Here is a 22,034-nt window from a genome sequence, read left to right as displayed (position 1 = left end):
GGGGGGCGGGGCCGGGGGGGGGGGGCCGGCGGGGGGCCGCCTCCCCGCGGGTGCGCGTACGTCCGGGAGGGCCCCGTCCGGGAGGGTCCGGTCAGTTCGCCGGGGCCGCCGCGCCGAACGGGGGGCGCAGCGAGGCGGTGCCCAGACCGGTCGGACCGAGCGGCCCCGCGGCCGCACCCACGCCGGGCCGGGGCGCCGGCGCGGCTGCCGGAGCGCCCACTGGGATCGCAGCCGCCGAGTTCGCGCCCGCGAGGTCCCGCTCCGCGCCGAAGTGCCGCTCCAGGTCCTCGGTCCGGTACCGGCGGCACTCCCGATGCCAGTTCAGGACGCCGGCCAGCCAGTTCTCCAGCTCCCGCACGTACCCGTCGAGCAGCCCCCGGGCCTTCGGCGACAGCCCGAAGTCCTCGTACATCACCGGGAGTTCCTTCTGCGCGACGTGCTGGAACTGCTCCAGCCGCGAGTGCATCAGGTCGTCGACGATCCGGACCGCCGAGGGGTAGTCGCAGTCGAAGAAGTTCTGCACCACCAGCACGATGTTGTGCAGCTCGCCCTCGTACTCGATCTCCTTCTGGTACGAGAACAGGTCGTTGACCATGGCGCCGTAGTCCATCGCGGAGTTCTCCAGCGCCCGCATCGAGCCGTGCCGGTAGACCTCCTCCGGCACGGTCCGGCCGTGGCCGAGCCGGGCGAGCAGGGTGGTGAGCTCGGAGCCGAAGGTGGTGCGGCGCATCTCCAGGTAGTCCACCGGATCCGGGATCCGGTTCTGGATCTGGTTGGCGAGCTCCCAGATCCAGCTCGCCGTCATCACTTCGACGGAATCCCGCAGCCGGCCCCTGGCCTCGACGGCCATCGGGGCGGCGGTGCGCTCCCAGATGTCGGCGAGGGAGCGCTCCAGCACGTTGGCGGGCTCGGGCGCGGGGGTGCCGTCCACCGGCATGAACAGCGGCAGCCGGGCGGTGGCGGCCTTCGCCCCGGCCAGGTCGCGGGTGCGGCCGTAGACCACCGGGTAGTAGTCGTCGGCCCAGGTGCCCCAGGCCAACCAGGCCGAGGCGACGTCGAGTTCGTCGACGGTGGCGTCCGGCTGGAGGCCGGCCGCGCACAGCGCGAGGTCGTAGTCGCGCATCGACGCGGCGTCCCAGATGCCGGAGCCGGGGACGCCGCGGACGGCCGCGTCCAGCAGCCCGACCCGCTCGGCCCACTCGATCACCCGCTCCCGCGCACCGTCCAGGTGCGGGCTCAGGGTGAGGCCGAACGGCAGCTCGAACTCCGGCAGTCGGGACGGCCCGACGGCCCGGTACGGCCGGTTCGCGTGCGACCGCGCCCGCCGCACGGCCGGCGCCGCCGTCGGCCCGGTGCCGGCCGGCAACCCACCGCCCGCCGGTGCCCCGCCGCCGACCGCCCCCTTCCGCAGGATGTCCAGCGCCGAGGTCCCGATCCCGCCGATCGCGTACTGGTCCCACCAGTTGCCGGCCCCGGGCAGCCCCGGCAACCCCGGCAGCCCGCCCCCGCTGCCCGGCGCCACCCCGCCGGCCGAACCCACCCCACCGGCCGAAGTCGCCGCGGCACCACCGCCGTTCATGTACCGGCTCGACCGCATGTGCCACTCGTGCCCGCCGGACTGCCAGTCCTGCAGCCCCTTGACGTACGCCAGCACCCGGGCCCGGCCCGCCGGGTCCAGCCCGGTCTCCTCGAACAGCACCGGCAGTTCGGTGAACACGGTGTTCTCGAACTGCTGCAGCCGTGAGGTGAGCAGGTCGTTCACCGCCTCGGCGGCGTCCTGGGTCGAGCACTCCAGGAAGCGCTCCAACACCAGGATCCCGTTGCTCAGTTCACCCTCGTCCTCGACCTCGCGCTGGTAGGAGAAGATGTCGTTGCGCAGGTGCACGGCGTCGGAGAAGGCGTCCATCAGCACCCGCAGCGCCCGCGAGCCCGACACCTCCGCGGGCACCTCGGCCCCGGCCGCGTACTCCACCAGCTGCGCGGACCACGGCGCGCCGCCGACCTTGCGGCGCATCTCGATGTACTCGACGGGATTGGCGATCCGGCCCGCGTCGATGTTGGCGAGCTCCCACAGCGACTCGTTCAGCAGGTTGCGGGTGCTCTCCGCGAACCGGACCCGCCAGTCCTCCCCCATCACCGGCACGGTGCGCCGCCACAGGTCGGCCAGCCCGGCCTCGACCGGGTTCTCCGGCTCGGGCACCGGCGCGGCCGGATCGGCGGGCATGAACAGCGGCAGCCGGTCGAGGTGCGCCTTGCCGGCCCGGCGGTCGTTGGTGCGCTTGTACATGTCGAGGAAGTGGTCGTCGAAGAAGAACACCCACACGTACCAGTCGGTCACCAGCGACAGCGCCTCGGCGGAGGCGTCGGGGTGGGTGTACGCGCAGAGCAACCCGTAGTCGTGGGCGTCCAGGTCGCCCTGGTCCCAGATCCCCGACCCCTCCAGCATCCCCATCTCCCGGGCCCAGAGCGAGGAATGGGCCCGTGCCTCCTCCAGATGGGGATTGAGGCGCGCCGGGTGCGGCACGTAGAAGGACGGCAGTTCGAACGGCTGGCTCACGGCGGCGGGCCTTTCTCGACACGTCGTTGGGGATCAAGAATGACCCCCCGTCACCTCCCGGCACCGCCACAACCGAAACAGTCATACGAGATGCCCCGCCCCTGGAACAATGCCCCCCACCCCCCGGACCGGCCGCCGGGCGGTGGGCCGGCCCCGGGGGTGGGGGTGGGTCAGGCGGCGAGGCCGAGGGCGAGGGAGGCGGCGGCCGGGGCCAGGTAGATCAGCGGGAAGGGGATGTGGGCGTAGGCGCGGGCGCGGGCGACGGTGATCACGGCGCCGAGGAAGTAGAGGACGATGCCGACGGCGGCCGCGTAGCCGACGCCCGGGACGGCGAGGCCGGCCAGCAGGCCGAGGGCGCCGGCGGCCTTGGCCACGCCGAGCCAGGTCCACCAGGCGCGCGGGACCCCGTACTCGGCGAGCGGGCCCACGACGTACTCGGCCCCGGCGAAGACGGAGTACGCCGAGAAGCCGACCATGAGGGCGCCGAGGACGGTGACGACGGTGTGGGCGACGGACATTGGAGTGCTCCCCGTTCGGTGGGTGGTCGATCCGATGCGCTCGGATCCGGTCGGACACAGCACTGACCCGGCCCGCGCGACCGATGTGACAGCCACGGACAAATATTTTTCCGTCGCACCCGCGAGCAGCCCCCGACAACCGCTCCGCCAACGAACAAAGCAGGCCTGACAAGGGTTTGAACACCAAGACTTCCCCAGCTACGGGCGTGTTGACGGTGTCCGCCCACGCCGCGTCATCCAGACTGGGCGCCGACCGACGTCAACTCCGAGGAGGCCCCACCTCATGAACGTCACCGTCCGGCTCGCCCAGCAGCCCGAGGCCGACGAACTGCTCGGACGGAGCGCGCTCGCCGCGCTCGTCGGCATGCTGCTGGACCAACAGGTCCCGATGGAATGGGCGTTCACCGGCCCGCTGACCATCGCCCGACGACTCGGCGGGGACGATCTCGACGCCCACGAGATCGCCACCTACGGCCCCGAGGAGTTCGTCGCCCTGCTGTCGGCCAAACCGGCCGTCCACCGCTACCCGGCCGCGATGGCCAAACGGGTCCAGCAGTTGTGCCAGTTCCTGGTCGCGCAGTACGACGGCGACGCCGCCGCGCTGTGGAAGGACGCCCGCACCGGAAAGGAGCTGCTCAGCCGGCTCAACGCGCTGCCCGGCTTCGGCAAGCAGAAGTCGCAGATCTTCCTGGCCCTGCTCGGCAAGCAGTACGGGGTACGGCCGGAGGGCTGGCGCGAGGCGGCCGGCGCGTACGGCGAGGAGGGCGCGCACCGCTCGGTCGCCGACATCACCGGTCCCGAATCCCTCACCCTGGTACGGGAGTTCAAGCAGGAGACGAAGCGCGCCGCGAAGGAGGCCAAGGCCGCCGCGAAGCCCCGCACCACCACCCGGTCCGTCACCGCGGCCGTCACCGGGGCCCGTTGAACCTACCGGCCGGCCGGCACCGCCGCGTAGGCGTAGCGCCCGCGCACCGACCGCACGAAGTACCGCCCGTGGCTCTGCGCCGCGAGCAGCTCCCGGTGCACCCGGGGCGGCACGTCCGCGTACCGGTAGACCCGCCCGCCGGTGAACTCCAGCTCCAGCACCCGCGCCCGCGGGTCGTACCCGACCGAGCGCAGCACCGAGGAGTCCACCGCCGTACGGTCCATGACCCTCCCAGTGTGCGGTGAGGACCCCGGTCGCGCAGTGCGACCGGGGCCCTGGGCCGGGAGGAGCGGAGCTCAGACCAGAACCGGCCGCTCCACCGCGGCCTCATCCGAGCCGTCGGCCTCCTCCGACCCGCCGGCCTCGACCGGCGCCACCGCCCGCTTGCGCGGCAGCGCGAACATCAGCAGGAACACCGCCACCAGCACCCCCGTGACCCACCACATCGCGTGCACGAACGCCCCGCCGAAGGCCGTCCCCAGCGCGTCGGGCGCGACCACGTCGTCCATCGCCCCGAAGAAGGCGACCGACACCAGGCCGAGCCCGAGCGCGTTGCCGACCTGCTGCACGGTGTTGATCAGGCCGGAGGCCGAGCCGGCGTGCCGGCGCGGCACCTCGGACAGCACCGCGTCGGTGATCGGCGCGACGATCAGCCCCATCCCGAGGCCCATCACGACCAGCGGCAGCGCCATCTGCCAGGCCGAGATGGCCGTCCCGTACCGGTCGGCCTCCCAGATGTAGGTGAGCACGCCCGCCGCCATCACCAGCGCGCCCGCCTGGAGCACCTTGCGCCCGAAGCGCGGCACCAGCTTCTGCACCGACAGCCCGGCCGCCGTGGAGACGGCGATCGAGAAGGGGATGCCGGTGGCACCGGCCTTGAGCGGGCTCCAGCCGAGGCCGACCTGCATGTAGAGGGTCCAGACCAGGAAGAAGATGCCCAGCGCGACGCCGAAGGCCAGCTGCACGCAGATCCCGGCCGCGAAGCTCTTCACCCGGAACAGCGACAGCTCGACCAGCGGCGAGCCGTCCCGCCGGGTCTTGACCTTCTCGTACGCCACGAACAGCAGGAACACCGGCAGGCTGCCGGCCATCGACAGGTAGCCCCAGAGCGGCCAGCCGGCCTCCCGGCCGTGGGTCAGCGGGTAGATCAGCATCAGCAGGCCGAGGCTGGCCAGCGCGACGCCGACCAGGTCGAGCTTGAGCGCGTGCTCGGCCTTGGACTCGTCGATGAAGCGGCGGCCGAGGAGCAGCCCGGCGATGCCGACCGGCAGGTTGATCAGGAAGATCGGCCGCCATTCGAGGCCGAGCAGGTTCCACTCGGTGAGCAGCGCACCGATCATGGGACCGGACACCGCACCCAGGCCGACCACCGCGCCGAACATCCCGAAGACCTTGCCGCGCTCCTCCGCCGGGAAGGTCGCGTGGATGATCGACAGCACCTGCGGCACCATGAGGGCGGCCGTCCCGCCCTGGAGGATCCGCATCGCGACCAGCATCTCCGGGCCGCCGGCCAGACCGCACAGCGCGGAGGCCAGCGTGAAGCCGGTGATCCCGATCAGGAACAGCCGCTTGCGGCCGTGGATGTCGCCGAGCCGTCCGCCGGTGATCAGCCCGATGGCGAAGGCCAGCGCGTAGCCGCCGGTGACCCACTGGATGGCGCTGAACGAGGCGCCGGTGTCCTGCTGAATGCTGGGGATGGCGATGTTGACGATGGTCACGTCCACCAGGTCCATGAAGGAGGCGACCATCACGATCGCCAGCGCGATCCACCTCCGCCGGTCGGCTCCCGCCGTACTCATGCCGTTCTCCTCGCTCGTCCGCTTCTCCACGTCGAGGACGGTAACGACCATGTAGGTCAGGAGCTGTCCCACTTCCTCCGGCATGCTGGACGGCATGACCGACACCCCGGCCCGCCTGCTCAACCTGCTCTCCCTGCTGCAGACCCCGCGCGAATGGCCCGGCAGCGAACTCGCCGAGCGGCTCGGCGTCAGCCCCCGCACGATCCGCCGCGACATCGACCGGCTGCGCGAGCTCGGCTACCCGGTGCAGGCCAGCATGGGCGCGGTCGGCGGCTACCGGCTGGTCGCGGGCACCGCGATGCCGCCGCTGCTGCTGGACGACGAGGAGGCGGTGGCCATCGCGGTGGGCCTGCGGGCGGCCGCCGGGCACGCCGTGGTCGGCATCGAGGAGGCCTCGGTACGGGCCCTCGGCAAGCTGCTCCAGGTGCTGCCGGCCCGGCTGCGGCACCGGGTGGGCACCCTCAACACCGCCACCGTGCCGCTGCTCACCGGGGACGGTCCGACCGTCGACCCGGAGGCGCTGACCCTGCTGGCCGGCGCCGTCACCAACCACGAGCGGCTGCGCTTCGGCTACCGGGCCCGCGACGGCGCCGAGACCCGGCGCAACGTCGAACCCGAACGCCTGGTCTCCACCGGCCGCCGCTGGTACCTGATCGGCTACGACCTGGACCGCGACGACTGGCGGCTCTTCCGGGTCGACCGGATCGCCGACCCCTTCGCCACCGGCGCCCGCTTCACCCCGCGCCCGCTCCCCGCCGAGGACGCCGCCGTGTTCGTGGCCAACCGGCTGCGCCGCTCGCCGACCCGCTCCATGGTGGCCACCGTGCACCGCCCCGCCGCCGAGGTCGACGGCTGGATGCCCTGGACGGGCGACTACGAGATCGAGCCGATCGACGACCACAGCTGCCGGCTGCGCGCCCGCGCGGACTCGCTGAAGTGGATGGCGGCCGGACTGCTCATGCTGGACTGCGACTTCGAGGTGCACGAACCCCCGGAGCTGCGCGAGCACCTGCGCACGGTCGCGGCGCGGGCCGCGCACGCCGCGAACGACGGCTCCTAGGTTCCCGGGTTCCTAGGCCGACACCCGGTACCAGCCGTCACCGCGGCGGAACCACAGCACGCCGTCCCGCCCGTACGCCCGCTGCCGGTCGAGCTCGCCGGGCAGGTCCGGCTTGCGCCGCGCGGTCTGCTTCCAGGCCTTCCCGACCAGCAGCTGCCAGGTCAACTCGCCGCCCCCGGCGAGGAAGACGCCCTCGCGCCCCCGGACCGCGAAGCCGACCGGCTGCCGGTCGGGGCAGGGCACCGTGCTCGACGACCCGGCGTCCGGGTCGACCCGGGTGAGGTGGCTGCCCGAGGAGCTCGGGTACCAGGCCAGCCAGGCGCACCGGCCCTCGGTCGCACCGGCCAGCCCCTCCAGCGGGTCGGCCGGCAGGCCGGTCGGACTCCACACCACCCGCCCCCGGGCGTCGGCGGCCAGCAGTCCCGCGGTGGCCATCGGGTGGTCGCCGTAGATGCCCTCGTCGCCGTAGGCCATCCAGATCCGGCCGTCCCGGTCGGTCACCAGCACACCCGTGTCGTCACCGAGGACGAGTTCCGCCCCCGGTGTCCCGTCGGGGCCGTACACGGAGCCGTTCGGCAGCCACTCCTCGCCGTCCTGGTCCGCCCGGGCGGCCGCCAGCAGCACCCGCCCGCCCGGCAGCAGCGCCAGGTGGTCCGGCGGCACCGCGACGCCGGTGAGCGGCACCCGCCGCTCACCGGCCGTCCCGGGTGCCACCAGCACCTCGCCGTCGTAGGGCAGCCGGACGGTCGGCCACGACCCGGCCGGCGCCGCGTACTCCTCCGGCACCAGCAGGACGGCCAGGTCCCCGTCCGGCCCGACCGTCCAGGTCACGGCCCGGCGGCCGGCCCGCCGCTCCTCCTCGGGCAACCGCCAGACCTCGACCGGACGTTCGGGCACCATGCCGCTCAGACCCCGTACTCGCCGGTCAGCAGCGCCCGGCCCAGGGTGTGGAAGGTGAGGTGGAAGCCCACCTGGGCCGGCGGGGTGTCGGCGCTGACGTCGAGCTTCTCGACGTCCAGCGCGTGCACCGCGAACACGTACCGGTGCGGGGCGCCGGGCGGCGGGGCGGCGCCGTCGTACTGGTGGGAGGGGAAGTCGTTGCGGCCGTGGAAGGAGTCCGCGCCGGGCAGGGCGTCGTCCGAGGAACCGGCGCCGCGCGGCAGTTCGACGGTGTCGGCGGGCAGGTTCAGGGCGAGCCAGTGCCACCAGCCCGAGCCGGTCGGCGCGTCCGGGTCGTAGCAGGTGACGGCGATGCTCCGGGTGCCCTCCGGCAGGTCCGACCAGGCCAGCTGCGGCGAGAGGTTGCCGCCCGCGTGGATGAACTCCTGGTCCAGCGTGGCGCCTTCGGTGAAGTCCTCGCTGCTCAGCGGGAAGGACGGCACCTGCGGCAGGAACTCGTACGGCAGCGGCGGGCGAACACTCATGGGTGCACCTCTCACGGTCGGGATGACATCGGTCACTGTAATGGGGTGCACGACCGATCCGGCGGCCCCTACAGTCGACCTCATGGCCTCGAAACTCGCCCAGTTGCTCTCGGATTCCCGCCGCGCGCTGTTGACCATGCTCGGGATCCAGGCCGTCATCTGGTCGGTCCAGGTGGTGAACTGGCTGGACGACTACGACCTGTCCAGGGAGTACGGGCTGCGCTCGGAGCGGGTGGACGACCTGCCCGAGATGTTCACCATGCCCTTCCTGCACTTCAGCTGGGACCACATCATCTCCAACTCCTGGCCGCTGTTCGTGCTCGGCTTCCTGGCCGCCTACCGGGGCATGCGGAAGTTCCTGCTGGCGAGCCTGGTGATCACGGTCTCCGGCGGGCTGCTGGTCTGGCTGCTGGAGAGCCCGAACCACGTGACGGCCGGGGCGAGCGGCATGGTCTACGGCTACCTCGGCTACGTGGTGCTGCGCGGCGTCCTGGACCGCAACGTGCTGGACGCGGTCGTCGGCCTCGGCGTCGCCGCGGTCTACTGGACGATCCTGATCGGCGTGCTGCCGGTCTTCCCCGGCGTCAGCTGGCTGGGCCACCTCGGCGGGCTGATCGGCGGACTGGCCGCCGCCGTCCTGCTCCGCGACCGGGCCCGGGCCCGGGCCCGGTCGAAGCCGGTGCCCGCTGCCCCGGCCGCCACCCCCGCCCCGGCCGCCCCCACCCCGGAGAGCCCGAACGCCGCCCTGCTCAAGGAGCTCGACGACCTGGGCCTCTAGGGTCCGTCCGGCCCGTCCGGCCGAGCGGGCGCCCTCGGCCGAGCGGCCCCGCCAGGTATAGACCATTGCCACCCCTGCGGCTAGCGTGAGCGGCGCACCTGCCCCCAGCTCCGGAGCCGCACCGTGGAGTCGTCCGTCCTCGCCTTCGCCACCGACCTGCTCGACGAGGGCGCCGACACCTTCTTCGGCAACCTCACCGACCGGGCCGGCGTCGGCGGCGTCACCCTGGCCTCCGTCTACCACGAGGCCCGTGACGTCTTCCCGCACAACCCCCGCCGGGTGATCCGCTACCTGGAGCCGGGCGCCGCCTACTTCCGCCCCGACCCGGCCCGTTGGCAGGGCCGCCGGCTGGCGCCCGTGCCGTCCACCGCGATCGGCGACCGCGACCCCTTCGCCGAGGCCGCCGCCGAGGCGGGCCGCCGCGGCCTGAAACTGCACGCCTGGACGGTCTTCTGCCACAACGACCGGCTCGGCTTCGCCCACCCCGACTGCGCCCCGGCCAACGCCTTCGGCGACCGCCACCTCACCGAGCTCTGCCCGGCCCACCCCGAGGTCCGCGAGTACGCGCTGACCCTGGTGGCGGAACTCGCCCGCTACGGCGTGGACGCGACCCGCGCCGAGTCCCTGCACTTCCACGGCCTGCGCCACGGCTACCACCACGAGCGCTACTTCGAGGAGCTGGGCCCGACCGCCGAGGCCCTGCTCGGCGTCTGCTTCTGCCCGCACTGCCGCGCCGCCGCCACCCGCGCGGGCGTCCCGGCCGACTTGGTCGCCGAGGCCGTCCGGGCCGAACTGCGGCGCCGGCTGGCCGACCAGCACGCCGCCGCCGCGCCCGCCGACCTCAGCACCCTGGCCGACGGCGCCTTCGCCGCCTACGTGGACGCCTCCGCCGCCACCGTCACCGCGCTCGCCGCCGACCTCACCGAGCAGGCCCGCCGCCACGGCATGCGGCTGAGCTTCATGGACGGCGGCGGCCCCGGCAAGGGCTGGCTGTCCGGCATCGACCTGCCCGCCCTCGCCCGGGTCACCGACCAGATCGAGACCCTCGGCTACGCCGCGACCGCGCGCGAAGTCCGGGAGAAGGTCGCCGCGTTCGCCCTGCACGGCGTCCGCCCGGAGCGGATGGCGGTGATCCTGCGCCCGATGGCCTCGGACTGCGACGGCCCGGAGAACCTCGCCGCCAAGCTCGCCGAACTGCGCCGACTCGGCGTCCCCGAGGTCGAGTTCTACCACTACGGCCTGATGCGGCTGTCCTCGCTGGACCGGATCGGCGCGGCACTCGCCGGCTAGGCCGGACAGGGCCCGGCGGCGCCCGGGCCCGAACTCAGCGCCGCCGCTTGGACGTCCCGAACAGGCTGCGCGAGATCTCCTGCCCGAGCTGCTTCCCGGCCGAGCGGGCGAAGGACTTCACGGTCGGGTTGTTGAGCAGCGAGCCCAGCAGCCCGCCCGCCCCCTGGGGTTCCTCCCGCCGCGGTGCGGGCGCGGGCGCGGGTTCGGGCTCCGCCGGCCCGACCGGTGCCGCGTCCGGCCGGGGCGCCCGGGCCGCCAGCTTCTCGTACGCGGACTCCCGGTCGATCGCGTCCCGGTAGCGCGCCGTCAACGGCGAGGCGTCCACGGCCGCCTGGAGCGCCCCCGGCTCGATCGGCCCCATCAGCGAGCGGGGCGCCCGCAGCCTGGTCGCCGCGACCGGGGTCGGCGCGCCCTTCTCGGAGAGCACGGTCACCACGGCCTCGCCGGTGCCCAGCGAGGTGAGCACCGTCGCGAGGTCGTAGGAGGACCGGGGGAAGGTGGAGACGGTGGCCTTGAGCGCCTTGGCGTCGTCCGGGGTGAAGGCGCGCAGCGCGTGCTGCACCCGGTTGCCCAGCTGGGCGAGCACCTCGGCGGGGACGTCCCGCGGCGTCTGGGTCACGAAGAAGATGCCCACGCCCTTGGAGCGGATCAGCCGCACGGTCTGGGTGATCGCCTCCAGGAAGGCCTTGGAGGCGCCCTTGAACAGCAGGTGCGCCTCGTCGAAGAAGAACACCAGCTTGGGCCGGTCGAGGTCGCCGACCTCGGGCAGCTCCTGGTAGAGGTCGGCGAGCAGCCACATCAGGAAGGTGGAGAACAGCCGCGGCCGGTCCTGCACGGCGGGCAGTTCCAGCACCGAGACGACGCCCCTGCCGTCCGCGGTGGTGCGCAGCAGCTCGGCGGTGTCGAACTCGGGCTCGCCGAAGAACGCCCCGGCGCCCTCGTTCTCCAGCACGGTCAGCGCCCGCAGGATCACCCCGGCGGTGGCGGCGGAGAGGCCGCCGATGGTGCGCAGCTCCTCCTTGCCCTCGGGCGAGGTGAGGTGGCCGATGACGGCGGTGAGGTCCTTGAGGTCGTAGAGCTCCAGGCCGTTGCGGTCGGCGTAGTGGAACACCAGGCTGAGCGAGGACTCCTGGGTCTCGTTCAGGTCCAGCACCTTGGACAGCAGCAGCGGGCCGAAGCTGGTGACGGTGGCCCGGATCGGGATGCCGGCGCCCTGCCCGCCGAGCGAGTGGAAGTCGACCGGGCAGCCGAGCGGCGTCCAGTCCTGTCCGACCTCGGCGGCGCGGGCGGCGGTGCGCTCGCCGGGCGTGCCGGGTGCGGCGATGCCGGAGACGTCCCCCTTGACGTCGGCGAGGAACACCGGCACGCCCTGGGCGGAGAGCTGTTCGGCGATCAGCTGGAGGGTCTTGGTCTTCCCGGTTCCGGTGGCCCCGGCGACCAGTCCGTGCCGGTTGAGGACCGCGAGCGGGACGCGCACCTGCGCGTCGGGGTAGGCGGTGCCGTCCAGCAGTACCGCGCCGAGGTCGAGGGCGGGCCCGGTGAAGGCGTACCCGTCGGCGATCTCCCGGACGGTCGTCGGGGTGGGGGCGGAGTCCATCGGTGCACGCTCCTGGACGGGATCGGCGGTCGGAAGCCGGGCCTGAACCCGGCCGGGACCGGGCGATGTTCGCGACATTTCCCATCAAACAGCCGCAATCGCCCCCGCGCAGCTCGCACCGGTGCGCGTGGCGGAGGCACGGCTGCTGCGCCGCGCGCCGTCCGAACGGTAGGCTTTCCGTGTGATCTTCAAGCGCATCGGCAATGGGCGGCCGTACCCGGATCACGGCCGGACGAGCACCCGACAGTGGGCTGACGTCGCCCCACGCCCGGTGCGGCTCGACCAGCTGGTGACCACCAAGGGCCAGCTCGACCTGGAAACCCTGCTGGCCGAGGACTCGACCTTCTACGGCGACCTCTTCGCCCACGTGGTCAAGTGGCGCGGCGACCTCTACCTGGAGGACGGGCTGCACCGGGCCGTACGGGCCGCGCTGCAGCAGCGCCAGGTGCTGCACGCCCGCGTCCTGGAAATGGACTGACGGCCGCACCCCGCCGACTCCGGACCGCCCCCTCGCCACCCGGCGGAGGGCGGTCCGCGCGTACCCGGGTACCCCCTTTCGGGTACCGGGGTACTCCAGATGATGATCGTTTAGTACCTTCACAGCTGTCCGGCACTACGCTGCTGACTACGGCCGCGACCAGGGGATCCGCCCGCTCCCGGGGGACCCCCCGCCCTGGCCCACCCGTCATCCCGACCCCGCCCCGGCACGAGGGGGAGACAGACCCGTGAGCATGTTGACTCCCCAAGGCCTCAAGGGGAAGCAGTACCGCGTCACCGGCAACGCCTACCCGCGGCTGGGCCGGCCCCCGAAGAAGAGTCGCAAGGTGATCGCCGCACTCGCGGCCCTGCTCGCCCTGGCCCTGATCGGCCTCGGCGGCGTCCAGCTGTACGACATCTTCCGCGGCAAGGACAGGAACGCCTCCGCCCAGGCCTGCGCCGTCCCGTCCGGGAAGCCGCTGGCCGCCCCGACGGCGGGCGTCACCCCGGGCGCCCCCGCGGCCTCCGGCGCGCCGGTCGACCCGCACGCCGTCCCGCAGCCCTCGGCCGTCACGGTGAACGTCTACAACGCCACCACCAAGGCCGGCCTGGCCGGACGGACCGCCGACGAGCTCAAGAAGCGCGGCTTCACCATCGGCAAGGTCGGCAACGCGCCCGCCGAGCTGGACAAGAAGGTGCCCGGCACCGCCCAGGTGATCGCCGGCCCGACCGGCGTCGCAGCCGGCACCCTGGTGGGCTCCCAGATCGCCGGGGCCAGCGTGACCGCCGACGCCCGCACCGACACCAGCGTGGACTTCGTGATCGGCGACAGCTACAACGCCCTGCTGGACGAGACCCAGGCGGCCGCGGCCCTCGCCCTGGCCATCAAGCCCTCCCCCACCCCGAGCGCCACCGGCAGCTGCTGAGGCGCGGCACGGAACCAGGAGAGCCCCCCGGCAGACGCAGTGCCGGGGGGCTCTCGGACGTTCGGAGGGGGGTCGCTCAGCCGGCCGTGCCGTACAGCCGGTCGCCCGCGTCGCCCAGGCCGGGGACGATGTAGCCGTTCTCGTTCAGCCGCTCGTCCACGGCGGCGGTGACCACGGTGACCGGCAGGCCGGCCAGCTCGCGCTCCATCACCGCGACGCCCTCCGGTGCGGCCAGCAGCACCACGGCGGTGACGTCGGTGGCACCGCGCTCGATCAGCATCCTGATCGCGGCGACCAGGGTGCCGCCGGTGGCCAGCATCGGGTCGAGCACGTAGACCTGGCGGCCGGAGAGGTCGTCGGGCATCCGGGTGGCGTACGTGGAGGCCTCCAGGGTCTCCTCGTTGCGCACCATGCCGAGGAAGCCGACCTCGGCGGTCGGCAGCAGGCGGGTCATCCCGTCCAGCATGCCGAGGCCGGCCCGCAGGATCGGGACGACCAGCGGGCGCGGGTAGCTGAGCCGGGTGCCGAGGGTGACCGCCACGGGCGTGGTGATCTCCACCTCGTCGGTGCGGACGTCCCGGGTGGCCTCGTAGGCGAGGAGGGTCACCAGCTCGTCGGTCAGGCGACGGAAGGTCGGCGAGTCGGTGCGCTCGTCGCGCAGGGTGGAGAGCTTGTGGGCGACCAGGGGGTGGTCGACGACGTGGAGACGCATGTACCGAGGTTAGCCCGGTCCTGGACGCCTGTACGACACGCCGTGCCAGGGCGTCGACCGGCGGCGGTCACCTTTCGGTGACACGCCGTGACGTGCCAGGAATGTCCGGACGGAACCGGCTCCTGTGGTATCAACCCGGCCGTTCTGGGAATGTCACGTCTTATGACGAGCAACCCGAGGGCCGGGGACGGCTCGGCCGACGAGCCCGTCGACGGGCCGGCCCTTCGCGCCGGCCCGCCGCAGGAGCCCCCGGAGACCGAGACGGAGCGCCGCAAGCGGCGGGCCGTCTTCCTGCGCGAACTCGCCGAGGCCCGCGAGTTGAGGGAGCGCGTCCAGCCCCGGCGGACCAAGGAACGGCGGATGCGCGAAGCGATGCGGATGCGCACCTTCCGGATCTGACCGGCCCCACCGCCGCCCCACCGCGGCCCCGCCGGACGGTCCGACCGAAATTCGACCGGCTTCGGACGGCCCCGGCCCGGCTCCGCCCCGCACCGCCCGGCCTTTCCGACACGACCTGCAAAGACGCGCTGCCGAACACCCCCCGCGAGGGCGGGCTTTCTGTCACGATTCCGATGGGACGGTCCGAACAAGCGGACCGCCTCTGGCGCGGGGGCGGCCAGAATTCCGCGCCGCCCGAGCGCGCCGACAGCCGAGACCGATGATCTTGGGAGTGTCCCTGGTGGCGTACTTCGCTGCAGTGCTTGCTCGCTCCGAGGACGGGTGGGACGTGAGCGAGACGGAGCTCGACGACGTCGAAACCCTGGCCGATCTGGCCGATCTGGCCCGCGCCTGCGCGCAGGACGACGACAGCGTCCTGATCTTCATCGAACAGGAGGACTCGTGGTTCGCCATCGTCCGGGTGGACGGTGAGGACGACCCGCGGATCTTCGTGTCGGACGGCGCCGCCGCCGCCCGCAGCTCCTACGGCTCCGTCCTCACCGACGAACTGGTCGACCAGGCCGGCGAGAGCGAGTTCGGCGACCTGGACCACCTGCTGGACGAGGACGCGGAGACCGAGGAGCAGGACGACGAGGACGCGGACGCCCACGGCGGCGTCCCGGTCGGCCCGCTCGGCGACGCCCACCTGCTGACCGAGTTCGGTCTGGCCGCCGACGCCCTGCTCTCCCTCAGCGGCGAGGGCGCGGTGCCGGGCGACGCCCTGGAGGAGATCGCCGAGGCCCTGGGCTGCGGCGAGGTCCTGGAAGCGGTCCGGTAGCGGCACCGGTCGCACCGGTGTCCGCCACCGGATGCCCGACACTGGATGCCATGCAGCCCGCATCCACCCCGCTGACCGTCCCGTACGTCCCCCCGCTGCCCGCCCCCGTCCGCCCCGACCCGGTCCGCGACCGCTGGGCGGCGCCGATGCGCCTCGCCATCGCCGAGGCCGCCCTGGCGCCGGCCACCGGGGACGTCCCGGTCGGGGCGCTCGTCCTGGGCCCGGACGGCGAGGTGATCGGGCGCGGCCACAACGAGCGCGAGGCGGTCGGCGACCCGACCGCGCACGCCGAGGTGGTCGCGATCCGGCAGGCCGCCGGACGGATCGGGGAGTGGCGGCTCAGCGGCTGCACCCTGGTGGTCACCCTGGAGCCGTGCACGATGTGCGCCGGCGCCATCGTGCTGTCCCGGATCGACCGGGTGGTCTACGGCGCCCTCGACGAGAAGGCCGGCGCGGCCGGCTCGCTCTTCGACGTGATGCGCGACCGCCGGCTCAACCACCGGCCCGAGGTGATCTGGGGCGTACTCGCCGAGGAGTGCGGCCAGCAGCTGCGCGCCTTCTTCGACACCCACCGCTGAGCCGCCCGGCCACGGCCCGCCCGGTAAGGATTTCGTGACCGCGCCACCCGTCCGGTAGAGTTCCCCTCGGTAGCGTGTCCGAGCGGCCAAAGGAGCACGCCTCGAAAGCGTGTGTGGGGGCAACTCCACCGTGGGTTCGAATCCCACCGCTACCGCCATGAGCAGGAAAAACGAAGGGCCCCGACTGGTGACAGTCGGGGCCCTTCGTCATGCCGGTCTCAGTTTTGGTCTCAGTTCACCCGTCAGGCCGCCTTCTCCGTGCCGTCCGACTCGTCCTGCTCGCCGCCGTCGGAGTCCTTGGCCACCTCCCAGATGAGGCCGCCGATCTGCATCGCCACGTCCCGCCGGATTCGGGCCGTCACGTGCTGGTACCGATGGGTCATGGCGGTGCTCGACCACCCCATGATCTCCATGACGATCCGCTCGGGGACGCCGAGCAGGAGCAGGATCGTCCCGGCGGTGTGACGAGCGTCATGCAGGCGGCCATCCCGGATGCCGGCGGCGACGAGGAGTTCCTTCCACCGGTCCCAGTCCGTTCGGGGGATGAGAGGGTGTCCGATCTCCGAGGCGAAGACCCACCCGCCTTCCACCCACTCCTGACGGACGGCCAGTCGCTCCCGGTCCTGCTCTTCCTTGTGGAGCTTGAGCAGCTTCACCAGCTGATCCGGAAGGCCGATCAGCCGCTTACCGGCCCGCGACTTGGTGAGCGCGGCGTCGGAGTTCGTCCGGACCCGCTCCGGGCACCGGCCGGCGTGCTTCCGGCCGCACGGCTCCGAACAGCCGTGCCCGTACTTCGGGCGCTGCCGGGCCTGCCGGACGCGCAGGGTGCCCGCCTCCAGGTCGACGTCACGCCACTGGAGTCCGAGCGCTTCGCCCTGCCGCAGGCCGAGCGCCAGCGCGATGGCCCACCGGCCGCTGTTCCTGTTCTTGCCCGCCTCCAGGAGGAGCGCCTGCACCTCCTCCACCTCGTACGGCTCCACCTCCTCTTCCTCGACCTTGGGCGCGACGGCCAGCGAGGCGACGTTGCGGGTCAGGTGCCCGCGCCGGATCGCCTGGTTGAGCGCCGTCCGGATGGTGCGGTGCGCCTGGTGGGCGGTGGCGGGCTTGCTGCCGTTGGCCTGCATCTTCTTGTAGAGCCGTTCCAGGTGCTCCGGCTCCAGCTTCTCCAGCCGGTGGGCGCCCACCCCGGGGATCAGGTGGACGTTCACCGCCACCCGGTACCCGGAGAGGGTGTTCGGCCGGACATGCAGCGCGGCGATGTTCTCCACCCAGTGGGTGAGCCACTCCGCCACGGTCCACTTCTTCCCGGCCTTCGGGACGTTGCCGTCGTCCCGCTTCCTCTCCAGCTCCCGGACCTTCTTGGTCACCTCCGCCCGGGTCTTCCCCCGGACGTGCCGCCGGTCGGGCGTGCCGTCGTCCTTGACGCCGACCGTGACGCGGCCGTGCCACTTGCCCTCCTTGTCCTGGTAGATGCTGGATGCTCCGTTCGGCTGACGGGTCGCCAAGGGTGCTGCCTCCTCAGGCTGCGATGGGGGTGGTGGTGTGCTTCCGCATGCGGCTGCGGGTGAACTCGACAACGGCCTCGGCCGGCACGCGCCGGGCCCGGCCAATCGGGATGGTCTCGATCTCGCCGTCCCGGATGAGGGCGTACATGGTGGTGCGGCCGATGCTGAGTCGGCGGGCAGCCTCCTCGACAGTGAGGGCGACCAGGGTGGGGTCGTAGTCGGGGCGGCCCTCGACAGCGGTGACGGTCACTGCGGCTACTCCTTGCGGGGGGCGTGACGGTGACAGGCGGCGTAACCAGGTGCGTTGACTTCCCCTGCGAAGCGCGGGTGGGGGTGGAAAGGGTGGAAAGGGGTGCTAAGCCCGGTGACCTGGGCTTTTGTGTCGAAGGGTGGGGGTGAGAAGGGGGTGGAAAGGGGGGTGGAAAGGGTCGGGCGACCAGCTGGCGGTGGGAGGAGAGGGGGCTTTCCACCCCCTTTCCACCCCCCTTTCCACCCCTCCCGTGCCTCGGGTTTCCGCAGGTGGGAGGGCTTAGCACCCCTTTCCACCCTTTCCACCCCTCAGGTGGCGGGAGGGGCGTAGAGCAGGACGGTGGCGTGGCGGCCGGCGCCGGGGACCTGGGCGCTGCCGAAGCCCTCGATCTGGAGCAGGGCGGCGACCAGGCGGTCCCGTTCGTCCTTGCTGGACTTCTTGAAGAGGCGGTAGACCTCGTCACCGGTCAGACCACGGGGGCCTACGGTGCGGACGGCGGCGGCGAGCTTGTCGAGCTTGGGGTCGCCGGTGGTGTCGGTGGCCAGGCCGAGGACGTGGGCGGCGCTGGCGCGGGAGTAGTTGACGAGCGCGTGGGCGGCCCGCAGGTGGTCCTCCCCGATCTCGCGGCGGCGGTCGAGGAGGGCGTAGACCATGGCCAGGCGCAGGGTGTACGGGGCGGCGCGGGCGGTGAACTCGGCGAGGGGGCCGTCTCCGTCCTCGTCCCCGCACAGAGCCGGGTAGATGTCGTCCCGCCAGAGCTTGCGGGCGGGTTCGGCGAGGGTGACCTCTCCGGCCTGCTGGGCGTCGGCGAGCGCGGCGCGCCAGGACGCGGCGAGGCTTTCCACCAGCTCCGGGTCGGCGCCCCGGGATTCGGCGAGGATGAGGTTGCGGTGGACGAAGACCGGCAGGTAGCGGTTGTAGGTGCCGCCGGCCATCTCGGAGTCCTGCATCTTGGCGCGCAGTTCGCGGGGGCTGATGTGGCCGATGATCGCGATGTGCGGGGCGGTGGCCTTGAGCGCTTCGCGGTTCATGACGCCGAGGTCTTCGCCGTTCCAGGCCTGACGCAGGACGCCGCCGAGGGAGGAGCCCTCGCGGCGGGCGCGGGCCATGGTGATCCCGTACTCGGACTCCACGATCCAGCGGCGCTTGTCGATGTGGCCGGGGTCGTCCTTCTTGGTCGGGTCGCCGTCGCGCACGGCTTCGATCAGGCCCTCGCCGGAGGACAGGCCGGACAGGCAGTTGTCCTTGGCGAAGCCCGGGGCGGCGGCGGACAGGATGAGGCGGGCGGTGTTGGTGGCGGCGCCCTTGCGACCGGCGGCGGTCGCGCCGATCGTCAGGCCCCAGATCAGCGCGGGGTGGCGGTCGTTGCCGATCCGCAGGTGCGGGCAGGAGTCGGCCCTGCCCGCGCCGCTGGGGCCGAGCAGGGCCCCAGCGCCGGAGAGCAGGTTGACCAGCACGCCGACCGGGTCTGCCTCCGTGGTCGGGTCCAGAGCCCGAACGGTGTGCCCGGCCAGGCCCTGGAAGACCGCCATGTCCGGGACCGGCCCGGGGCGGGTGGGCCGCTCCAGCCCTTCGGCGTCGTCGTAGAACGGGTTCTTCGCCGCCGCCTGACGGGGTTCGGCGGGCAGGGTGTCGGGGGCGTTCACTCGGCCTCCTGCCTGTTCCGGTCCCCGCCGGAGAAGCGCTTCTCCTGACGGGGCGAGGGGTGACGGTTGATCACGCGGCCCGCCCGACGCCGCCGGCGCCCCGGGCCAGGCCCTTGGCGATGGTGCGGCGGCACTCCGCCTCACCCAGCCCGGCCTTGCTCCCGGCCGCGAGCAGCGCATCCGTGGCGTCGTGCTCGGGCAGGGTTCCGGCGGCGACCAGGCGGCCCAGGGCGGCGGCGGAGGCGAACAGGGTGTGGTTCCTGACGCCCTCTCCCGCGGCGGCGACCTTCTCGCTCTCGCCGCGCACGGCGGCCTGCACGTAGGCCTGGAGGCGTCCGATCCGGGCCCGCACGGCGGCGGTGTCCAGCTGGGCGACGGGTGGGGCCTTGGGGGTGAGCAGGGTGGCGAGCCATGCGGGCAGGGGCATCGGCGGCAGGTCGCGGGCCACGTTGTAGGGGTGTCCGGCGACGGTGCTGCCGGGGGCGACGACGTAGCCGCCGTGGGCGCGGGTGTCGACCTTCCAGCCGAGCCCCTGCCCCTTGTCCCCGCAGGTGTTGCGCAGGACGGTCCCGGGTGGGGCGGTGAAGTAGAGGTGGGTGCCGCCGCGGCCGGTGCGCACGGTGAAGGTGTCGTAGTGGCCGTAGGCGTCGTGCTCCTCGCACAGGGCGGCGAAGGTGTCGTGGCCGTCGGTGATGCCCTGTCCGGCCCAGCGCGCGGGCGGGAGGTCGCCGGGGTGCTTGGGGGTGTCGAGGTCGACCACGACCAGGTTGGAGGGGCCGCAGGCCAGGCCGATGTTGTAGGGGCCGTGGGACCAGGCCCGGCGGATGACGTCCGGGTCGGTGGTGGCCCGGCGCTCCCACCCGAGGTGGGCGGGCGTGCAGGGGCCGGTGCGGGGGCAGCGCTCCTCGCTGTGCAGGGCGGGGTGCTTGGCGTTCGGGGCGAGCGGGAAGACGTGCCAGCCGCGGCCGGCGGCGGTGAGCGCGGCGGCGAGCAGGTCCGGGGACGGCCGATCGGTCATGCGGGGGTCCTCTCGGGTACGGCGGGCCAGGACCCGAGAGGCGCGGGCCCTGGCCCGCGAGGGGTCAGAGGTCGAAGAGGCAGTCCGGCTCGGCGGCCGGGGCGGCGGCCAGCTGGACCTTGGTGGCGGTGCGGCGGGTGGCGTCGTGGCAGTGCGGACACCAGGCGGCCAGTGCGGTCTTGGGCAGGGTGGCGGCCTGGTGCGGGGGCAGGAGCAGGGCGGACGGCTCGGCCGGAGCGGCGAGCAGGCGCACCCAGCTGCGGCCGTGCCTGGTCTGGTAGGTGCCGTGGACGGCGGGGCAGCGTCCGCCGTCCTTGTCGTGCGCGGTGCCGCAGGTGCCGCGGCACTGGCAGCGGCCTGCGGCAGCGGCGATGACGGCCCGCCACAGTTCCGCCCCGGCGAGGGGCGGCACGCGCCCGCTCATGCCGCGACCGTCCCGGGCTCGGCGCCGATCTGGGCGGCGGCCTGGCGGCCGATCAGATCGGTGTAGGCCGGGGGGATGGCTTCGCGCAGGCCGTCGCGGGTGGCCCAGGGCATGCCCATCACGGCTTCGCTGCGGGCGAGGGGGACGTTCGAGAAGTTGCCGACGACGTGCATGAACTCGCGGTCGGCGACGGGGCGGCCCATCTTCGCGTTCGGTGCGGTGTGTGCCGGGTGCGGCGGCGGGGTGATGGTGAGGCCGCCGCCGGGCTCGAAGAGGCGGTGCCGGTAGGTGCGCAGGCCGAACGCCGCCCCGCACAGCATCACCGGGTCGCGCAGTTCGCTGCGGGCCTCTTCGACGTTCTCGATCACCCACGGCCGCCCGGTGGTCTCCAGGGCGGCGCGGGTGGGGGCGATGAGGTCGGGGTGCTCGCGGCCCTGGAGCTTCTGGCAGCGGGTGTAGCGCTGGCACGGCGGTGAGCCGTGGCCGAGGTCGAAGAGGTGCCCGTGCTCGGCGATGAAGGCGACGGCGTCGGCCTGGAGGAACGCGAAGGGGTAGCGGGGCTGGTCGGTGAGGTCGACGCCGAGGACGTCGTATCCGGCGAGGTAGTAGCCCATGCCGGCGCCGCCCTGGCAGCAGTAGGCGTCGAGGACGGTCAGGCCGTTCCAGGGCCGAACGGGCAGCCAGCCGACGGCCGGGCGGGCCGCCGCGAAGAGGCCGCGGGCGCTCACCGGGCATCCCCGGGCAGGGCGGCGGCGGGACCGCAGAGGCAGTTCTCGCGGTCGGCGCCCCGGCCGGTCAGGCAGGCGCAATACTGGTTCCAGGCCGGGGGGTCGACGGGGTTGCCGTCGCAGTGGTCGCACGGGCCGGGCTGCCAGGCCCCGTAGGCGGCGTCCTCGTCCTCGGGCGGGGTCCAGCCGAGCCAGCGGCGGGCGATCCAGCGCGGGACGACCAGCAGGCAGCGGAAGCGGTCGGGGTCCCAGCAGCCGCAGGTGACGATCCCGGCGTCGAGGTGTTCGTCGGTGTCGTAGTCGTTGCGCTCGTCCTGGCCCCAGTAGCCGTCGCCCCGGCAGGTGGGGCACTTCGGGCGGGGGGTGTCGAGCAGGCAGACGGCGGGGCGGGGCAGGGAGAAGTAGTGCAGGCGCAGACGGGCCATGTCGAGGCTCCTTGACTGGCTGGCGGCAGGAGGGTCGGGTGCCGTGGCACCGTGCAGCCCCGGGCCCCCGCAAACCCCGGGGGCCCGGCGGCCCCGGGGGGGCCTAAAGGCCAGCACCGGTGGGGGGGGGCCGGTCACCCCCGCGGCGCCCCGCCCGCGGCCGCGCCCCCCCCCCCGCAGG

24 protein-coding genes and 1 tRNA gene are annotated in these 22,034 nt (G+C 73.4%); 10 read left to right on the top strand and 15 right to left on the bottom strand.

Going from position 1 to position 22,034, the window contains the following annotated elements:
- Window positions 1-91 precede the first annotated feature (91 nt).
- Together ACFV8H_RS38330 and ACFV8H_RS38325 are read right to left on the bottom strand one after the other, a co-directional pair.
- Window positions 92-2,557, bottom strand: coding sequence for a germacradienol/geosmin synthase (locus tag ACFV8H_RS38330; protein WP_380408963.1), 2,466 nt, complete (start codon window positions 2,555-2,557; stop codon window positions 92-94).
- A 170-nt stretch (window positions 2,558-2,727) separates the two neighbouring features.
- Window positions 2,728-3,075, bottom strand: a complete 348-nt coding sequence (locus ACFV8H_RS38325) for a DoxX family protein (RefSeq protein ID WP_380408961.1) — start codon at window positions 3,073-3,075, stop codon at window positions 2,728-2,730.
- 283 nt (window positions 3,076-3,358) lie between these two features.
- Here ACFV8H_RS38325 and ACFV8H_RS38320 point away from each other — a divergent pair, with 283 nt between their 5' ends.
- On the top strand, window positions 3,359-4,000 hold the full coding sequence (locus ACFV8H_RS38320) for an HhH-GPD-type base excision DNA repair protein (protein ID WP_380408959.1): 642 nt from the start codon (window positions 3,359-3,361) through the stop codon (window positions 3,998-4,000).
- A 2-nt stretch (window positions 4,001-4,002) separates the two neighbouring features.
- On the opposite strand, the gene ACFV8H_RS38315 is transcribed toward ACFV8H_RS38320, so the two are convergent.
- Window positions 4,003-4,224, bottom strand: a complete 222-nt coding sequence (locus ACFV8H_RS38315; protein ID WP_380408958.1) for a KTSC domain-containing protein — start codon at window positions 4,222-4,224, stop codon at window positions 4,003-4,005.
- 72 nt (window positions 4,225-4,296) lie between these two features.
- A complete protein-coding gene (locus ACFV8H_RS38310) occupies window positions 4,297-5,799 on the bottom strand; it encodes an MFS transporter (protein WP_380408969.1) in 1,503 nt (500 codons plus the stop codon).
- Between the two features lie 94 nt (window positions 5,800-5,893).
- Between ACFV8H_RS38310 and ACFV8H_RS38305 the strand changes: the two genes are divergently transcribed.
- Window positions 5,894-6,859 carry a helix-turn-helix transcriptional regulator gene (locus ACFV8H_RS38305; RefSeq protein WP_380408956.1) on the top strand — a complete coding sequence of 322 codons (966 nt, stop codon included), beginning with the start codon at window positions 5,894-5,896 and terminating at the stop codon, window positions 6,857-6,859.
- A gap of 12 nt (window positions 6,860-6,871) precedes the next feature.
- On the opposite strand, the gene ACFV8H_RS38300 is transcribed toward ACFV8H_RS38305, so the two are convergent.
- A complete protein-coding gene (locus tag ACFV8H_RS38300; RefSeq protein ID WP_380408954.1) occupies window positions 6,872-7,759 on the bottom strand; it encodes a hypothetical protein in 888 nt (295 codons plus the stop codon).
- A 5-nt stretch (window positions 7,760-7,764) separates the two neighbouring features.
- The gene (locus ACFV8H_RS38295) at window positions 7,765-8,283 is read right to left on the bottom strand and encodes a YbhB/YbcL family Raf kinase inhibitor-like protein (RefSeq protein WP_380408952.1); all 519 of its coding nucleotides are present in this window, start codon (window positions 8,281-8,283) and stop codon (window positions 7,765-7,767) included.
- A gap of 82 nt (window positions 8,284-8,365) precedes the next feature.
- Here ACFV8H_RS38295 and ACFV8H_RS38290 point away from each other — a divergent pair, with 82 nt between their 5' ends.
- A complete protein-coding gene (locus ACFV8H_RS38290; protein ID WP_380408950.1) occupies window positions 8,366-9,061 on the top strand; it encodes a rhomboid family intramembrane serine protease in 696 nt (231 codons plus the stop codon).
- A gap of 123 nt (window positions 9,062-9,184) precedes the next feature.
- Entirely contained in the window at window positions 9,185-10,351 is a 1,167-nt protein-coding gene (locus tag ACFV8H_RS38285) for a hypothetical protein (protein WP_380408948.1), read from the top strand.
- Between the two features lie 34 nt (window positions 10,352-10,385).
- Here the strand turns inward: ACFV8H_RS38285 and ACFV8H_RS38280 are convergent, their stop codons facing one another.
- On the bottom strand, window positions 10,386-11,948 hold the full coding sequence (locus ACFV8H_RS38280; RefSeq protein WP_380408946.1) for a helicase HerA-like domain-containing protein: 1,563 nt from the start codon (window positions 11,946-11,948) through the stop codon (window positions 10,386-10,388).
- A 181-nt stretch (window positions 11,949-12,129) separates the two neighbouring features.
- Here ACFV8H_RS38280 and ACFV8H_RS38275 point away from each other — a divergent pair, with 181 nt between their 5' ends.
- On the top strand, window positions 12,130-12,426 hold the full coding sequence (locus tag ACFV8H_RS38275) for a type II toxin-antitoxin system VapB family antitoxin (protein WP_014136828.1): 297 nt from the start codon (window positions 12,130-12,132) through the stop codon (window positions 12,424-12,426).
- 253 nt (window positions 12,427-12,679) lie between these two features.
- On the top strand, window positions 12,680-13,351 hold the full coding sequence (locus tag ACFV8H_RS38270) for a LytR C-terminal domain-containing protein (RefSeq protein WP_380408967.1): 672 nt from the start codon (window positions 12,680-12,682) through the stop codon (window positions 13,349-13,351).
- Window positions 13,352-13,427: 76 nt separating this feature from the next.
- Here the strand turns inward: ACFV8H_RS38270 and upp are convergent, their stop codons facing one another.
- Window positions 13,428-14,063, bottom strand: a complete 636-nt coding sequence (gene upp / locus ACFV8H_RS38265) for a uracil phosphoribosyltransferase (RefSeq protein ID WP_380408944.1) — start codon at window positions 14,061-14,063, stop codon at window positions 13,428-13,430.
- A gap of 162 nt (window positions 14,064-14,225) precedes the next feature.
- Here upp and ACFV8H_RS38260 point away from each other — a divergent pair, with 162 nt between their 5' ends.
- From ACFV8H_RS38260 to ACFV8H_RS38245, 4 genes are all read left to right on the top strand, one after another.
- Entirely contained in the window at window positions 14,226-14,462 is a 237-nt protein-coding gene (locus ACFV8H_RS38260) for a hypothetical protein (protein ID WP_375882586.1), read from the top strand.
- Window positions 14,463-14,721: 259 nt separating this feature from the next.
- Entirely contained in the window at window positions 14,722-15,279 is a 558-nt protein-coding gene (locus tag ACFV8H_RS38255; RefSeq protein WP_375882588.1) for a tRNA adenosine deaminase-associated protein, read from the top strand.
- Between the two features lie 50 nt (window positions 15,280-15,329).
- Window positions 15,330-15,857 (top strand): tRNA adenosine(34) deaminase TadA, encoded by a 528-nt coding sequence (tadA, locus tag ACFV8H_RS38250; RefSeq protein WP_380408942.1) that lies wholly within the window; start codon window positions 15,330-15,332, stop codon window positions 15,855-15,857.
- A 68-nt stretch (window positions 15,858-15,925) separates the two neighbouring features.
- Window positions 15,926-16,015: transfer RNA gene (locus ACFV8H_RS38245), tRNA-Ser, on the top strand.
- Between the two features lie 84 nt (window positions 16,016-16,099).
- On the opposite strand, the gene ACFV8H_RS38240 is transcribed toward ACFV8H_RS38245, so the two are convergent.
- The 7 genes from ACFV8H_RS38240 to ACFV8H_RS38210 form a co-directional block, all read right to left on the bottom strand.
- Window positions 16,100-17,362 carry a tyrosine-type recombinase/integrase gene (locus ACFV8H_RS38240; protein ID WP_380408940.1) on the bottom strand — a complete coding sequence of 421 codons (1,263 nt, stop codon included), beginning with the start codon at window positions 17,360-17,362 and terminating at the stop codon, window positions 16,100-16,102.
- A 13-nt stretch (window positions 17,363-17,375) separates the two neighbouring features.
- Window positions 17,376-17,612, bottom strand: a complete 237-nt coding sequence (locus tag ACFV8H_RS38235; RefSeq protein ID WP_380408938.1) for a helix-turn-helix domain-containing protein — start codon at window positions 17,610-17,612, stop codon at window positions 17,376-17,378.
- A gap of 308 nt (window positions 17,613-17,920) precedes the next feature.
- A complete protein-coding gene (locus ACFV8H_RS38230) occupies window positions 17,921-19,258 on the bottom strand; it encodes a DUF3987 domain-containing protein (protein ID WP_380408936.1) in 1,338 nt (445 codons plus the stop codon).
- 70 nt (window positions 19,259-19,328) lie between these two features.
- Complete coding sequence (locus ACFV8H_RS38225) at window positions 19,329-20,276, bottom strand: bifunctional DNA primase/polymerase (RefSeq protein WP_380408934.1); 948 nt, start codon at window positions 20,274-20,276, stop codon at window positions 19,329-19,331.
- A gap of 64 nt (window positions 20,277-20,340) precedes the next feature.
- A complete protein-coding gene (locus ACFV8H_RS38220) occupies window positions 20,341-20,700 on the bottom strand; it encodes a hypothetical protein (protein WP_380408932.1) in 360 nt (119 codons plus the stop codon).
- Complete coding sequence (locus ACFV8H_RS38215; RefSeq protein WP_380408965.1) at window positions 20,697-21,314, bottom strand: SAM-dependent methyltransferase; 618 nt, start codon at window positions 21,312-21,314, stop codon at window positions 20,697-20,699. The genes ACFV8H_RS38220 and ACFV8H_RS38215 overlap by 4 nt, the downstream gene beginning before the upstream one ends.
- A gap of 110 nt (window positions 21,315-21,424) precedes the next feature.
- Window positions 21,425-21,853, bottom strand: a complete 429-nt coding sequence (locus ACFV8H_RS38210; protein ID WP_380408930.1) for a hypothetical protein — start codon at window positions 21,851-21,853, stop codon at window positions 21,425-21,427.
- Window positions 21,854-22,034 lie beyond the last annotated feature (181 nt).

Source organism: Kitasatospora sp. NPDC059827, assembly GCF_042731675.1.
Taxonomy (GTDB): Bacteria; Actinomycetota; Actinomycetes; order Streptomycetales; family Streptomycetaceae; genus Kitasatospora.
Note: the sequence above shows the minus strand (reverse complement) of the source record. Positions and strands in the feature narration are given on the sequence as shown.